Origin of the sequence: Pantoea eucrina (assembly GCF_002095385.1) — a bacterium.
GTDB lineage: Bacteria > Pseudomonadota > Gammaproteobacteria > Enterobacterales > Enterobacteriaceae > Pantoea > Pantoea eucrina.
In genome coordinates this window covers 16,083-30,442 of sequence record NZ_MIPP01000007.1, presented here as the reverse complement: position 1 = coordinate 30,442, position 14,360 = coordinate 16,083, and the positions used below count along the sequence as shown (strand labels likewise).

The window sequence follows — 14,360 nt, the reverse complement described above, 5'->3', positions numbered from 1 at the left end:
CAGGATTACCGTGGCAATTTCGGCAGTGCACAATCAGGAAACGCTGGCGCAGCAGGTGTTACATGACACCTTCGGCTATCAGCAGTTTCGTCCGGGTCAGCAATCCATTATCGAGTCAGCGCTCTCGGGGCGCGACTGTCTGGTCGTCATGCCGACCGGCGGCGGCAAATCGATCTGTTATCAGATCCCGGCGCTGGTGCAGGACGGGCTGACACTGGTGGTCTCCCCGCTGATTTCACTGATGAAAGATCAGGTTGATCAGCTGCTGGCCAACGGTGTGGCGGCGGCGTGTCTTAACTCGACGCAGACGCGCGAACAGCAGCAGCAGGTTTTTGCCGATTGCCGTACCGGGAAGCTCAAACTGCTCTACATCGCTCCGGAACGGTTGATGATGGACAACTTCCTCGAGGGGCTGCAGCACTGGAATCCGGTGATGCTGGCCGTCGATGAAGCGCACTGTATTTCGCAGTGGGGGCATGACTTCCGGCCGGAGTATGGCGCACTCGGGCAGCTGAGGCAGCGCTTTCCGCAGTTGCCGGTGATGGCGCTGACCGCCACGGCCGATGAAACCACGCGTAACGACATTGTCCATTTGCTGCAGATGCGCGATCCGCTGATTCAGGTCAGCAGCTTTGATCGTCCTAACATTCGCTATACCCTGGTGGAGAAGTTTAAACCCACCGATCAGCTGCTGCGCTACGTACAGGAGCAGCGCGGCAAAAGCGGCATTATCTACTGCAACAGCCGGGCAAAAGTGGAAGATACCGCCGCGCGTCTGCAGAGCCGTGGTCTGAGCGTGGGCGCCTATCACGCCGGCATCGACAGCGCACAGCGCGCGCATGTGCAGGAAGCGTTTCAGCGCGACGATCTGCAGATTGTGGTCGCTACCGTGGCGTTTGGCATGGGGATCAACAAACCCAACGTACGCTTTGTGGTGCATTTTGATATCCCGCGCAACATCGAATCCTACTATCAGGAGACCGGCCGCGCCGGCCGCGATGGCCTGCCTGCTGAAGCGATGATGCTTTACGATCCGGCGGATATGGTCTGGCTACGCAAATGCCTGGAAGAGAAAGTCCCGGGGCCGCTGCAGGATATCGAGCGTCACAAGCTGAATGCGATGGGCGCGTTTGCGGAAGCGCAAACCTGCCGGCGTCTGGTACTGCTGAACTACTTTGGCGAAGGGCGTCAGCAGCCCTGCGGCAACTGTGATATCTGCCTCGATCCTCCCCGCCGCTATGACGGGCTGGTTGACGGGCAGAAAGCGCTGTCGTGCATTTACCGTACCGGCCAGCGTTTTGGCATGAGCTACATTGTGGAAGTATTGCGCGGCTCAGCCAGCCAGCGTATTCGCGATAACGGCCACGACAAACTGCCGATCTATGGCCTGGGGCGCGAGCAGAGCCTGGAGCACTGGATCAGCGTACTGCGTCAGCTCATTCACCTTGGCATGGTGACACAAAATATCGCCATGCACTCTGCGCTGCAGCTCACCGAGGCCGCGCGTCCGGTACTGCGCGCTGAAATACCGCTGATGCTTGCGGTACCGCGCACCGTGACGGCGAAAAGCCGCAGCAGTGCGCCAAAAGTGTACGGCGGCAACTACGATCGCAAGCTGTTTGCCAAGCTGCGTAAGCTGCGCAAGGCGATAGCAGATGAAGAGAATATTCCGCCTTACGTGGTGTTTAATGACGCCACGCTGATTGAAATGGCGGAACAGTTGCCGGTCAGCGCGTCAGATATGCTGAGCGTAAACGGCGTAGGGCATCGCAAGCTGGAGCGCTTTGGTAAGCCGTTCCTGCTGATGATCCGGGAACATCTTGATAATGACGAATAAAGGACTAAACGTATGCTGATATTATTTGCTACCGTCGCGCTGGTGCACCTGGTTGCGCTGATGAGCCCCGGCCCTGACTTCTTTTTTGTGTCGCAAACTGCGGCCAGCCGCTCGCGTAAAGAGGCGATGATGGGCGTGCTGGGCATTACGCTGGGCATTGTTGTCTGGGCGGGCGTAGCGCTGATGGGGCTGCACCTGCTGCTGGCCAAAATGGCGTGGCTGCATGAAATTATCATGGTGGGCGGCGGGCTCTATCTGCTGTGGATGGGCTGGCAGCTGCTGCGCTCGGCGCGTCAGCGCCATAAGCAGCCGCAGAGTGATGCACCCGTGGTGGAGCTGCCGAAGCGCGGCATGAGCTTTCTGAAAGGGCTGCTGACAAACCTGTCCAATCCCAAAGCCATTATCTATTTTGGCAGCGTCTTTTCGCTGTTTGTCGGTAATGATGTCGGTGCCGCGACGCGCTGGGGGCTATTCCTGCTGATTATTGCGGAAACCTTTGCATGGTTTGCGCTGGTGGCCGCTATCTTTGCCCTGCCGTGGATGCGCGAGAAGTATCAGCGCATGGCAAAGTGGGTGGATGGCATGGCGGGCGTGCTGTTTGCCGGTTTTGGCATTCACCTGATTATTTCGCGCTAGGCCCGGTCGCCTGAAACGGCGACGCTGCGCCGGGTGTGGCTGACCGCACACCCGGCCGTTTATTACGCTATTTTACGCGCGCTGGCTAACAGCGCGCCGACCGCCATAAACAATCCACCAAAAATGCGGTTCAGCAGCTTCATCTGTCTCGGGCCTTTGATCCAGCCCGCAATGCGCGTCGCCAGCGTGGCGTAGCCAATCATCACGATGATATCGACCACAATCGTGGTCACGCCGAGGATCAGATACTGCATCAGCTGCGGCTGATGGGGCAGAATAAACTGCGGAAACAGCGCGGCGAGAAACACGATGCTTTTAGGGTTGGTCAGGTTCACCAGCAGCGCGCGCTGAAACAGGTGCCGGCGCGGCATCGCTTTGGCAACGGCGTTCAGGTCGAGGCTGCCAGCGGCGCGCCACTGCTGAATACCCAGCCAGATCAGATAGGCAGCGCCGGCCCATTTCAGGATCTCAAACGCCAGCAGCGACTGTGAAAATAGCGCGCCGAGTCCGGCCCCCACCAGCACAATATGCACCGCCAGTCCGAGCTGTAAGCCGGTAATCGATACGGCCGCACCGCGATAGCCGTGGCTGATACCGGTGCTCATGGTATTGATAGCGCCTGAGCCTGGTGAAAGGCTGAGGATGGTTGTGGTAAGCAGGTAGGTTAACCACCATTCTGTCGTCATGTGTGACATTCCCTGAAGCGAGCGAAGTATGACACAATACGCCAGAAAATTGCGCTGCGCTATGGCATACCAGCAGGGCGAACTGAACTCTCCGGGAGGGGCAGATGCAGCATCACAGAGAGAGCTGGCTCAGGCGTGAACGCGCTTTTGCGGCGTTTGCTACCGGTCCGCTGCTCGACTTCTGGCGGCAGCGGGAAGAGTGTGAGTTCACCGGAACGGGCAATCTTACTCTCCGCTATGTACGTTTTACTGCGCCACACCACACGCGCGTGATCCTGATTGTGCCGGGGCGTATTGAAAGCTATATCAAATACCCGGAGCTGGCATACGACCTGTTTCACTGCGGCTACGATGTGGTGATTATTGACCATCGCGGGCAGGGGCGCTCTGAGCGGCTGCTGGCAGATTCGCACCGCGGACACGTGGTGGAGTTCAGCGACTATGTTGACGATCTGGAGACGCTCTACCTGAAAGAGATTGTCAGCCAGCATTATCAGCAGCGCTATGTCCTCGCTCACTCAATGGGCGGTGCGATTGTCGCGCTGTTTCTGGCCCGGCAGCCGCGGGCATTTCATGCGGCGGTGCTGTGCGCACCTATGTTTGGCATTGTGCTACCGCTGCCGCCCTTTCTGGCGCACCGTATTCTTGACTGGGCAGAGAAGCGGCCGGCGCTGCGCGACGGATACGCCCTTGGCACCGGACGCTGGCGCGCGCATCCGTTTGGCATTAACCGCCTGACGCACAGCCGCGAGCGCTATCGACGCAATCTGCGCTTTTATGCTGACGATCCGGCTATTCGCGTCGGCGGTCCGACCTATCACTGGGTGCGTGAAGGCGTGCAGGCCGGACGCAATATTATGCGTCAGGCGGCAAATATCACCACGCCGCTGCTGCTGCTGCAGGCGAGTGAAGATGATGTGGTGGACAACCGTTCACAGGATCTCTTCTGCCAGGCGCTGGCGGCAGCCGGGCATCCCTGTGAAGGTAACGTACCGCGCGTCATTGAAGGCGCGCGACATGAAATTCTGTTTGAATCAGATGCAATGCGCGCCGAAGCGCTCAATGCCACCGTGGATTTTTTTGCCCGTCATCTCAGCTGACGTTATTTCCGTTATTACAACCCGAGGTTTCCATGTTTCACATCGTTGCATCCGATCTGGATGGCACGCTGCTCTCGCCGCAACATCGTCTGACGCCGTTTGCCCGTACCACGCTGCAGGCGCTGGTGGCGCGTGATATCCATTTTGTTTTTGCCACCGGCCGCCACCATATCGACGTGGGACAGATGCGCGACAAGCTCGGCATTCCGGCGTACATGATCACCTCCAACGGCGCGCGCGTGCATAACGCCGCAGGCGAGCTGATTTTCAGCCACAATCTTGACGGCGATATCGCCAGCGAGCTTTACGCCCTGAAATATCAGGATGAAAATATTCTGACCCATGTTTATCGCGATGATGAGTGGTTTATGAACCGTCACCATCCCGATGAGCAGGACTATTTCCAGGAGTCGGAGTTTATGTATCAGCTTTATGAGCCGGGAATATTGCCCACCGATGGCATCAGCAAAGTCTTCTTCACCTGCAGCGATCCGGCTCGTCTGCTGCCGCTGGAGCAGGCGATTGAAGCGCGCTGGGGCGATCGCGTTAACGTCAGTTTCTCGCTGCCAACCTGTCTGGAAGTGATGGCGGGCGGCGTGTCGAAGGGGCACGCGCTGGAAGCTGTGGCAAAACAGCTGGGGCATTCGCTGAAAGCGTGCATCGCATTCGGCGATGGCATGAATGATGTTGAGATGCTGAGTATGGCCGGTAAAGGGTGCATTATGCACAACGGTCAGCAGCGCCTGAAGGATACGCTGCCATCGCTGGAGATCATTGGCAGCAATGCGGACGATGCGGTGCCGCACACGCTGCGTAAACTCTTTCTGGAGTAAAAAAACGGGCCGGTCTCTCCCGGCCCGCCTCGCTTATCCGAGCTGTTTCTTATGCTTATGTTCGTTGATCATGGTGAGCAGCAGCAGCACCACTGCCAGCACCGAGCCGGCGATCATCACCATAAACCCGCCATCCCAGCCGAAGAAATCAACGGTATAGCCAACGATAGCGCTGGCTGCCACGGAGCCACCCAGATAACCGAACAGGCCGGTAAAGCCCGCTGCGGTGCCGGCGGCCTTCTTCGGTGCCAGTTCCAGCGCGTGCAGGCCAATCAGCATCACCGGGCCGTAGATTAGAAAGCCAATCACAATCATACAGAGCATATCGATGCCCGGATTGCCCGGCGGGTTAAGCCAGTAGATCACGGTAGCGATTGTCACCAGCGTCATAAAGAACACGCCGGTCGCGCCGCGATTGCCTCTGAACACTTTGTCTGACATCCAGCCGCACAGCAGCGTACCGGGAATGCCCGCATACTCATACAGGAAGTAGGCCCAGGAGGATTTATCCAGCGTAAAGTGTTTCACCTCTTTCAGATAGGTCGGCGACCAGTCGAGGATGCCGTAGCGCAGCAGATAGACAAAGACGTTTGCCAGCGCGATATACCACAGCAGCTTATTGGGCAGGATGTACTGCATAAAGATCTGCTTTGCGGTCAGCTCCTGCTCATGGTTCTCGCTGTAATCAGGCGGATAGTCATTTTTCCACGCTTCAATCGGCGGCAGACCGCATGATTGCGGCGTATCGCGCATCATGGCAAACGCAAACAGCGCGATCAGAATGGCGCCAAACGCGGGCATATAGAGCGCCGCTTTCCAGTCGTTAAACCACGCCATACCGAGCAGGAACAGCAGTGGCGGGATACCGCCTCCGACGTTATGCGCGCAGTTCCACACGGAAACAATGCCGCCGCGCTCTTTCTGTGACCACCAGTGCACCATGGTGCGGCCACACGGCGGCCAGCCCATTCCCTGGAACCAGCCACACAGGAACAGCAGCACAAACATCACCATAATGCTGGAGGTCGCCCAGGGCACGAAGCCCATAAACAGCATGACCGAGGCGGCAAGAATCAGGCCCGCCGGCAGAAAAACGCGCGGGTTTGAGCGATCGGAAACAGAACCCATGATAAATTTGGAAAAGCCGTACGCAATAGAGATGCCGGAGAGGGCAAACCCTAAATCCCCGCGCGAGAACCCCTGTTCAACCAGATAGGGCATCGCCAGCGCGAAGTTTTTGCGTACCAGATAGTAAGCCGCATAGCCGAAGAAGATCCCGAGGAAGATCTGCCAGCGCAGCCGGCGATACAGTGGATCAACACGATCGTCAGCGACCTGAGGCCGATGCGGTGCAGGTTTAAAAATACTCAGCATGAGTGTGGCCCTCCGGGGCGCAGAATAGTTATGAATTTCCCAGCAGGTTGGGGCAGAAATACGCATAAGCGCAAAGGAAACCTGGTGTTTCCATATCGCGCAAAGGATAGAGATGGTTGCTGCACGTTACTGTGACGTGTGACACATATGTTACAGTTTTATGACAATCAGGAGCGAAAAAAACCAGGAAATGTTGGATTTCGCGCATTTTGCCAGGTTTTAAGCCGGTGTTCATGCGCATTCTGACCAGAGCCTGTGTAAGGAGGTAACAGCTGACCAGCGCGTATCGCCAGCTGTCCGCCACAAGCGGGCAAAATATGCTCAGTTGTAAACCAGATTATTCAGCTGGTTCATGAAGGTTTGATTACACTAGCGCCTCTGTTTATCGGGGAATGGTGTGCCGTGCTGTTACTTATTATCACCACTGTATTGTGGGCTTTTTCTTTTAGCCTGATCGGCGAATATCTGGCCGGCCAGGTGGATAGCTGGTTTTCCGTGTTGATGCGCCTGGGCCTGGCCGCGCTGGTTTTTCTGCCGTTTTTGCGCTGGCGCGGCTACCGGGCATCAACGCTGCTGCTTTATATGCTGGTGGGAATGCTGCAGCTCGGCATTATGTATCTGCTCAGTTTTGAAGCCTATCTCTACCTGAGCGTATCTGAGTTCCTGCTGTTTACGGTGATGACGCCGCTCTATATTACGCTGATTTATGACCTGCTGAGCCGGCGTCCGCTGCGTATCGGCTACGCCTTCAGCGCGCTGCTGGCGGTAGCGGGGGCAGCCATTATTCGCTATGACAAAGTCAGCGATCATTTCTGGCTGGGTCTGCTGCTGGTGCAGGCGGCGAATCTCTGCTTTGCTGTCGGCATGGTGGGATACAAACGGCTGCAGGAGACGCGGCCCATGCCGCAGCATACGGCGTTCTCCTGGTTCTATCTCGGAGCGGTGCTGATTGCCGCCCTGGCCTGGTCGCTGTGGGGCAATCCGCAGAAGCTGCCCACGACCACGCTGCAGTGGAGCGTGCTGATATGGCTGGGCGTTGCCGCATCCGGGCTGGGCTATTTTATGTGGAACTATGGAGCCACGCAGGTGGATGCCGGCACGCTGGGCATTATGAACAATATGCATGTTCCGGCGGGGCTGCTGGTAAATCTGGCGATCTGGCAGGAGAAGCCGCACTGGCCGAGCTTTATTGCGGGCGCTGCGGTGATCTTCGCTTCACTCTATGTGCATAAACGCTGGGTGATCGGCAGGCGTCACGCCTGAGCACGTGGCGGGCGCAGCCTGCAGGCTGCGCCGTGCGATCAGCTTTTCTTCGCCGGCGTTCCCGGACGCTGGATAAGCGTTAACCCTTTCAGGAAATTACGCAGAATTTGATCGCCACATTCGCGATAGTTCTTGTGATCCGGATTGCGGAAGATAGCGCCGATTTCACCCTGTGAAACCTTGAAGTTGGCTTTCAGCAGGATGTCGGGAATATCGGTGGTTTTCAGCGCAAACGCGATACGCAGCTTCTTCAGAAAGATGTTATTGCTCATGCGACGTTCAACAGAGGGCGCCGGCGCATCGTCGCTCTTACCGCGCCGGTAGTAGATCAGGCCGTTGAGGAAATAGCCCATCAGTACATCAGGTAGTTTGCGAAACGCGGCGTCATCCTCTTTTTTCAGCCAGGCCTGCACATCCTCCAGCGGCACATCGCTTCCCGCAAGGGCAAAAATCTCCACCACTTTGCTATCGCTCAGATCAAGCATATAGCGCACGCTGCGCAGAACATCGTTATTGGTCATGGTGAAACTCTCCGGGTATGCAGTAAAAGGCGGCGCATTATAGTGCAGGCGGGGCGGGGATAACAGCGCGGCGCACGCACGCCGCACCGGACCATCAGGATGCGCCGGGTAATACCGCGCCCGGCTGCGAGGCGTCGCGCACAAACGGCAGGTGATCGCAGGCGTGCTGGCGGGCAAAGCGCACAAAGGCTTCCAGCACCGGCTGACGCTGTTCGCCTTCGCGTACGGCGGCGTAGAGCCGGCTCCAGAGACCGTCGCCCAGCGTTTTGGTGACGACCAGCCCCTGCTTTTCAAAGTTCTCAACCACCCAGTGCGGCAGGGCGGCGATCCCCATCTGCGCCGAAACCATCTGAATCAGCAGCAGTGTATTGTCCACGCTTTTCAGCGCCGGGCTGACGCCGGCGGGCTGCAGAAAGTGACGCCAGACATCCAGCCGCTGGCGCTGTACCGGGTAGATCATTAAAACTTCATCAGCGAAATCCTGCGGCGTAATATGCGTGCGCTGCGCCAGCGGATGATCGGGTGCCAGCACCAGCCGCATCTCAAAATCAAACATCGGCGTATAAAACAGCCCGCTGCGCGGCAGAATATCCGAGGTCAGTACCACATCCAGTTCGCCCTGCTGCAGCGCCGGCTGCGGATCAAAGGTGACGCCGGATTTAAAATCCATCACCACCTGCGGCCAGCTCTTGCGGAAGTTATTCAGCGCAGGCGTCAGCCACTGAATACAGCTGTGACATTCAATAGCGATGCGCAGCGTGGCCTGCTGCTGTGGCTCATGACACGCCTGCAGCGCCTGCTGGATCTGCGGCAGTACCTGCTCTGCCAGCTGCAGTAAAATCTCACCCTGCGGCGTAAAGCGCAGCGGCTGGCTTTTACGCACAAACAGCCGGAAGCCAAGGCGCTGCTCCAGATCGCTGAACTGATGCGATAACGCAGACTGCGTCTGGTGCAGCTGCGCCGCAGCGGCGGCGAGCGAGCCGGTGTTGTGTAACGCCTGCAGCGTTCGCAGGTGTTTGAGTTCGATCATGAGAATCCTTCACAGCGGGACAAAACGAATAACGCGGTAAGCTATACACTACCCGCAGATTGTGGCGGTGTAAACATCTGGATGGCTAAATGGGATGGGCTGCTGTGCGCAGAGGCAGCAAACGCGGGCGTCAAAAGCAGAACGTGCATGAAAAAGGGCGCCTTAGCGCCCCGGATAACGTTATGCGCTGGGGGCTACCCCATACTGTTTGAACCACGCCAGCATACGCTGCCAGCCATCCCGGGCCGATTCTGCATGGTAGCCTGGACGATAATCGGCGTTAAACGCATGACCGGCATCCGGATAGACCACAATTTCCGCTCTGGCATTGGCGGCATGCAGCGCCTGACGCATTTTATCGATACTCTCCAGCGGAATACCCTCATCCTGCCCGCCATACAGGCCGAGCACCGGCGCGTTCAGATCGACGGCGACATCAATCGGATGCTTCTGCTGCTTCAGCGTTTTTTCTCCTTCCAGGCGGCCATACCACGCCGCTGCGGCACGCACCTGAGGATTGTGTGCGGCAAACAGCCAGCTGATGCGCCCGCCCCAGCAGAAGCCGGTAATCGCCAGACGACGAATATCGCCATCGTGCCGTGCAGCCCAGTTTGCCGCATGATCGAGATCGGCAAGCACCTGGCTGTCGGGCACTTTGCTCACCAGCTCGCTGAGCAGCGTCGGGATATCGTGATACTCCTGCGGATCGCCTTCGCGGAAATAGAGTTCCGGTGCCACTGCGAGGTAGCCCTCCAGTGCCAGGCGGCGACACAGATCGCGGATATGCTCATGTACGCCGAAAATCTCCTGAACCACCAGTACCACCGGCAGCGTACCGCTGAATGATTTAGGTCGTGCGTACCAGGCGGGCAGATTTTCCCCCTGGCTGGGAATTGAGGTCTCGCCACACTGAATCGCATCGCTTTGGGTAATGATTGTGCTGCTGGCGGCGGGCTGCGCCGCTGAGGCGAAGCCACCCGGGGTCGATTCTTGTGCCATATTTTCTGTGGTTTTCATGGTTCTCTCCGTGCTGGCAGGTGCGCAATCAGGTAACTATAGCCTGGTCATAATAGCCGGATGGTTACAGGGTAAAAGGAACAGATTCTCAGATGCGGCTTCTGTATTAACATTGCCGCTGAAGCTTACGCAGCACCGTGCCGGATAAATGTGTGAAACGGCGCGTTATATTGTGACAAAAATCACAAATAGTGCGGTTGGTAATGTAACTTTCATTATTTGAAGTGAGAGATGTCACATATTTGTCGCGCTGCCTCACGTAGAGTGCGCGACACAATACTTAATTAGCAGGAGTCTGATATGACCCAGTCTGACGTTTTCCACCTTGGTATCACTAAAGCTGACCTGAAAGGCGCTACGCTGGCGATCGTCCCGGGCGACCCGGAGCGGGTGAAAAAAATCGCTGCGCTGATGGAGAATCCGCAGCATCTGGCGTCGCATCGTGAATTCACTACCTGGCTGGCGGAGATCGACGGCAAGCCGGTAGTGGTCTGCTCAACCGGTATCGGTGGTCCTTCAACCTCAATTGCGGTAGAAGAGCTGGCGCAGCTCGGCGTCCGGACCTTCCTGCGTGTCGGCACCACCGGTGCCATTCAGCCGCACATTAACGTCGGTGACGTGCTGGTGACGACCGCCTCAGTACGCCTGGATGGCGCCAGCCTGCACTTTGCTCCAATGGAGTTTCCGGCCGTGGCCGATTTTGCCTGTACCACGGCGCTGGTCGCGGCGGCAGAAGAGTGCGGCGCGCGTACCCATATCGGCATCACTGCCTCTTCTGACACCTTCTACCCGGGTCAGGAGCGTTACGACACTTTCTCTGGTCGCGTGGTCAATCGCTTCCAGGGCTCCATGCAGGAGTGGCAGGCGATGGGCGTACTTAACTATGAGATGGAATCCGCTACACTGTTAACCATGTGCGCCAGTCAGGGACTGCGTGCCGGCATGGTGGCTGGCGTCATTGTGAACCGTACGCAAAAAGAGATCCCGGACGCGGCAACCATGAAGCAGACCGAGAGCGACGCTGTGAAAATTGTGGTGGAAGCCGCGCGTCGCTTACTGTAGCGCGCCAGTTGGCAATGGATGCGGGACCCGCCTCACAGGGAACTCAGCCGCTGACGAATCAGGATGCGCACCTATTCAGCGAACTCTGGGATCCCTTTTATGCGTAAGACCTTCTCCGCTCCCCGTTCCGCCTCTGTCAATAATCCCGCTGCTGCGCAGGCGCGCGTTGAACACGCCGCCGCGCAGTTTCGCCAGGCGATGGCCGACGGCGACTACGCGCAGGCGCGTCAGTGCTGTGAAGCGGTATTGCGGGTAATGCCGAACCATATGCAGGTGCTCAGCGACTATGCACTGACGCTGATGCGCACCGGCGACTATAAAAAATCGTACAAAATCTATCAGAAAATCTGCCAGGCGCCTGACGCACAGCGTGCACAGGCTTCGGAAACCTGGCTGGATGGCCTGACCGAGGTCTGTGGCTGGCTGGATAAGCCGGATGAGGTGGCACGCTACGGCCTGGCTTCGCTGATGCACTCCGATGCGCGCTTTTCTGCCGGACAAAAGCAGCCGTTTCCGGCTGATGCGCCGCCGGCGTTTAACCCGCACAACCCGGCGGAAAACAGTATTGCGTTCAGCCTGTATGGCAACCAGCCGCGCTACTGCGAAACGCTGATTAAAAACGTTGAAGTGGCGCGCGAGCTCTATCCGGCATGGCAGTGTCGCGTCTATCTGGATGAAAGCGTGCCGCAGCATGTCTGGCAGCGCCTGCAGCACGCCGGCGCGCAGCTGGTGGATATGTCGCACGAAAAAGAGATTCAGCCTACGCTCTGGCGCTTTCTGGTGATGGATGACCCCACGGTCAGGCGCTTTATCATTCGCGACGCCGACTCGCTGCTGTCAGAGCGCGAAGCTGCGGCCGTGCAGGCCTGGCTCGACTCGCCGTTCTGGTTTCATCATATGCGTGACTACTTTACCCATACCGAACTGCTGCTGGCCGGAATGTGGGGCGGCTGTCACGGCGTCGTCCGCAACCTTGCGCAGCAGATGCGCGACTTTATGGCGCGCTACACCGGCAATCAGCGCTTCACCGATCAATATTTCCTCAAAGTGGCGCTGTGGCCCACCGTTCGTGCCAGCCTGCTCAGTCATGACGATATTTTTCATTTTCATCAGGCGCAGCCGTGGCCCGCTCACGCCCCCGTTCGCTGGCAGACAGAACATTTTCATGTCGGCAGTAACGCCGGCTATGCCAGCATGACCGGTAAGGCCACTGCCCCCTGCAACGGTGCGCAGCAGGTTGAACTCGCCTGTGGCGGCCAGAGCTGGTGTTATCCGGCGCGCGTGGTGAATGAGAGTGAATGGGTGCTGCCGATGCCGTTTTTCCTGATCGATGCCTGGAAAGCGGGCGAACTCACGGTCAGAGCCTGCTGACCTCCTGCGGCCTGGCGGTCAGAGATTTCAGTAGACATTCCTCCAGGCCAACTTTACCTTTCCCCTGAGCATCGCGAGGGGCGGGGGGATCATGGATCAGCAACTTATTATTACGCTTGTACTGGCACTGGCCGGTCTGGGTATCGGCTGGCTGCTGGCGCAGCTGCGTGCCGGTCAGCAGCACGCCAGCCTGACTGCGGAGCATCGCCTGCTGGAAGCGGCGCAGCAGCGTCAGCAGCGCGAACAGGAACAGCTGCAGCTGCAGCTCCGGCAGCGTGAACAGGAGCTGCGGCAGCTGCATGGCACCCTGAGCGGGGCGCAGGAGCGCCTGCAGCAGCTGGATTACTGGCGTGCTGAAAGTGAACAGCTCAGCCGCGAGCTGCGTAATCAGCTGGAGATCAACAGCGCACAGGAAGCGGAGCTGCGCGAGGTAACTATCCGGCTGGAGGAGACGCGCTTTGCCGCTGAAGAGAAGCAGCGGCTGCTGACCAGCAGCGAGCAGCGTCTGAGCGCCCAGTTTGAGAATCTTGCGAACCGCATTTTTGAAAACAGCGGTCGCCGTGTTGATGAGCAAAATCGTCAGAGTCTTAACAGCCTGATTGCGCCGCTGCGCGATCAGCTGGATGGCTTTCGCCGTCAGGTCAATGAGAGTTTTGGTCAGGAGGCGCGTGAGCGTCATACGTTAACGTATGAGATCCGCCAGCTGCAGCAGCTCAATGCACAAATGGCGCAGGAGGCGTTAAACCTGACCAAAGCGCTGAAAGGCGACAACAAGATTCAGGGTAACTGGGGCGAAGTGGTGCTCAGTCGGGTACTGGAAGCGTCCGGCCTGCGTGAGGGGTATGAGTATGAAACCCAGGTTAACATCGCGCTGGAGCAGGGGCGCATGCAGCCCGACGTGATTGTCCGGCTGCCGCAGGGCAAAGATGTGGTGGTGGATGCCAAGATGACGCTGGTCGCGTATGAGCGCTACTTCAACGCTGAGGATGATGCCGCACGGGAGCTGGCTATTCAGGACCATGTTGCGGCGATGCGCGGTCATATTCGTCTGCTGGGGCGAAAAGATTATCAACAATTACCCGGTTTACGCTCGCTGGATTATGTGCTGATGTTTATACCGGTGGAGCCGGCGTTTTTGCTGGCCATCGATCGGCAGCCTGAACTGATTAGCGAGGCGCTGCAGCAGAATATCATGCTGGTCAGTCCGACTACGCTGCTGGTGGCGCTGCGTACTATCAATAATCTGTGGCGCTATGAGCATCAGAGCCGCAACGCCCAGCGGATTGCCGATCGCGCCGCACGGCTCTATGACAAAATGCGGCTGTTTGTCGATGATATGAGCGGCATCGGACATAATCTGGACAAGGCGCAGCAGAGCTATCAGCAGGCGATGAAAAAGCTGGCAGAAGGGCGCGGCAATCTTATCGCCCAGAGCGAGGCGTTTAAGTCGCTGGGAGTCGAAGTTAAGCGGCCCATTAATCCGCAGCTGGTGCAGCAGGCGCTGCCGGATGAAGCGGATGAGCGCTGGGCAGAGGATGATGCGGAAACGGCAGCGGAAGTGCGCCGTATCAATGAATAACCGGCGGCAACGTGCTCGGATCGCGCGACTCTGATACACTTCGGAGAGAAT

The 14,360-nt window shown here is 57.9% G+C and carries 13 protein-coding genes; 8 read left to right on the top strand and 5 right to left on the bottom strand.

Annotation, left to right across the window (positions count from 1 at the left end; all coding sequences use genetic code 11):
* The first annotated feature begins 10 nt into the window (after positions 1 to 10).
* Both recQ and rhtC read left to right on the top strand, forming a co-directional pair.
* On the top strand, positions 11 to 1,837 hold the full coding sequence (gene recQ, locus HA43_RS05395; RefSeq protein ID WP_039381770.1) for an ATP-dependent DNA helicase RecQ: 1,827 nt from the start codon (positions 11 to 13) through the stop codon (positions 1,835 to 1,837).
* 12 nt (positions 1,838 to 1,849) lie between these two features.
* Positions 1,850 to 2,473 (top strand): threonine export protein RhtC, encoded by a 624-nt coding sequence (gene rhtC / locus HA43_RS05390; protein ID WP_094111155.1) that lies wholly within the window; start codon positions 1,850 to 1,852, stop codon positions 2,471 to 2,473.
* A gap of 62 nt (positions 2,474 to 2,535) precedes the next feature.
* Here rhtC and rhtB read toward each other — a convergent pair whose 3' ends face one another.
* Positions 2,536 to 3,159 (bottom strand): homoserine/homoserine lactone efflux protein, encoded by a 624-nt coding sequence (rhtB, locus tag HA43_RS05385; protein WP_094111154.1) that lies wholly within the window; start codon positions 3,157 to 3,159, stop codon positions 2,536 to 2,538.
* Positions 3,160 to 3,263: 104 nt separating this feature from the next.
* On the opposite strand from rhtB, the gene pldB reads away from it, so the two are divergent.
* Together pldB and yigL are read left to right on the top strand one after the other, a co-directional pair.
* Complete coding sequence (pldB, locus tag HA43_RS05380; RefSeq protein WP_094111153.1) at positions 3,264 to 4,259, top strand: lysophospholipase L2; 996 nt, start codon at positions 3,264 to 3,266, stop codon at positions 4,257 to 4,259.
* Between the two features lie 32 nt (positions 4,260 to 4,291).
* The gene (gene yigL, locus HA43_RS05375; RefSeq protein WP_094111152.1) at positions 4,292 to 5,092 is read left to right on the top strand and encodes a sugar/pyridoxal phosphate phosphatase YigL; all 801 of its coding nucleotides are present in this window, start codon (positions 4,292 to 4,294) and stop codon (positions 5,090 to 5,092) included.
* A 33-nt stretch (positions 5,093 to 5,125) separates the two neighbouring features.
* Here the strand turns inward: yigL and glpT are convergent, their stop codons facing one another.
* Complete coding sequence (glpT, locus tag HA43_RS05370; protein ID WP_039381779.1) at positions 5,126 to 6,466, bottom strand: glycerol-3-phosphate transporter; 1,341 nt, start codon at positions 6,464 to 6,466, stop codon at positions 5,126 to 5,128.
* 402 nt (positions 6,467 to 6,868) lie between these two features.
* On the opposite strand from glpT, the gene HA43_RS05365 reads away from it, so the two are divergent.
* Positions 6,869 to 7,729 (top strand): carboxylate/amino acid/amine transporter, encoded by an 861-nt coding sequence (locus HA43_RS05365; protein ID WP_039385681.1) that lies wholly within the window; start codon positions 6,869 to 6,871, stop codon positions 7,727 to 7,729.
* A 38-nt stretch (positions 7,730 to 7,767) separates the two neighbouring features.
* Here HA43_RS05365 and HA43_RS05360 read toward each other — a convergent pair whose 3' ends face one another.
* The 3 genes from HA43_RS05360 to HA43_RS05350 form a co-directional block, all read right to left on the bottom strand.
* A complete protein-coding gene (locus tag HA43_RS05360) occupies positions 7,768 to 8,250 on the bottom strand; it encodes a YehS family protein (RefSeq protein WP_071668203.1) in 483 nt (160 codons plus the stop codon).
* A gap of 94 nt (positions 8,251 to 8,344) precedes the next feature.
* Positions 8,345 to 9,280: an HTH-type transcriptional regulator MetR gene (gene metR, locus HA43_RS05355; RefSeq protein WP_039381784.1), complete on the bottom strand. Its 936-nt coding sequence runs from the start codon at positions 9,278 to 9,280 to the stop codon at positions 8,345 to 8,347.
* 180 nt (positions 9,281 to 9,460) lie between these two features.
* The gene (locus HA43_RS05350; protein WP_071668202.1) at positions 9,461 to 10,297 is read right to left on the bottom strand and encodes a dienelactone hydrolase family protein; all 837 of its coding nucleotides are present in this window, start codon (positions 10,295 to 10,297) and stop codon (positions 9,461 to 9,463) included.
* Positions 10,298 to 10,597: 300 nt separating this feature from the next.
* Here HA43_RS05350 and udp point away from each other — a divergent pair, with 300 nt between their 5' ends.
* The 3 genes from udp to rmuC all read left to right on the top strand — a co-directional run bounded on the left by udp (position 10,598) and on the right by rmuC (position 14,309).
* The gene (udp, locus tag HA43_RS05345) at positions 10,598 to 11,359 is read left to right on the top strand and encodes a uridine phosphorylase (RefSeq protein ID WP_039381790.1); all 762 of its coding nucleotides are present in this window, start codon (positions 10,598 to 10,600) and stop codon (positions 11,357 to 11,359) included.
* Positions 11,360 to 11,458: 99 nt separating this feature from the next.
* Positions 11,459 to 12,730 carry a tetratricopeptide repeat protein gene (locus tag HA43_RS05340; protein ID WP_094111151.1) on the top strand — a complete coding sequence of 424 codons (1,272 nt, stop codon included), beginning with the start codon at positions 11,459 to 11,461 and terminating at the stop codon, positions 12,728 to 12,730.
* A gap of 91 nt (positions 12,731 to 12,821) precedes the next feature.
* Positions 12,822 to 14,309, top strand: a complete 1,488-nt coding sequence (rmuC, locus tag HA43_RS05335) for a DNA recombination protein RmuC (protein ID WP_094111150.1) — start codon at positions 12,822 to 12,824, stop codon at positions 14,307 to 14,309.
* Positions 14,310 to 14,360: the final 51 nt, after the last annotated feature.

Coding starts and splice junctions, on each gene's coding strand:
- rhtC (WP_094111155.1), top strand. CDS start 1,850: ATGCTGATATTATTTGCTACCGTCGCGCTGGTGCACCTGGTTGCGCTG.
- rhtB (WP_094111154.1), bottom strand. CDS start 3,159: ATGACGACAGAATGGTGGTTAACCTACCTGCTTACCACAACCATCCTC.
- pldB (WP_094111153.1), top strand. CDS start 3,264: ATGCAGCATCACAGAGAGAGCTGGCTCAGGCGTGAACGCGCTTTTGCG.
- yigL (WP_094111152.1), top strand. CDS start 4,292: ATGTTTCACATCGTTGCATCCGATCTGGATGGCACGCTGCTCTCGCCG.
- glpT (WP_039381779.1), bottom strand. CDS start 6,466: ATGCTGAGTATTTTTAAACCTGCACCGCATCGGCCTCAGGTCGCTGAC.
- HA43_RS05360 (WP_071668203.1), bottom strand. CDS start 8,250: ATGACCAATAACGATGTTCTGCGCAGCGTGCGCTATATGCTTGATCTG.
- metR (WP_039381784.1), bottom strand. CDS start 9,280: ATGATCGAACTCAAACACCTGCGAACGCTGCAGGCGTTACACAACACC.
- HA43_RS05350 (WP_071668202.1), bottom strand. CDS start 10,297: ATGAAAACCACAGAAAATATGGCACAAGAATCGACCCCGGGTGGCTTC.
- udp (WP_039381790.1), top strand. CDS start 10,598: ATGACCCAGTCTGACGTTTTCCACCTTGGTATCACTAAAGCTGACCTG.
- HA43_RS05340 (WP_094111151.1), top strand. CDS start 11,459: ATGCGTAAGACCTTCTCCGCTCCCCGTTCCGCCTCTGTCAATAATCCC.
- rmuC (WP_094111150.1), top strand. CDS start 12,822: ATGGATCAGCAACTTATTATTACGCTTGTACTGGCACTGGCCGGTCTG.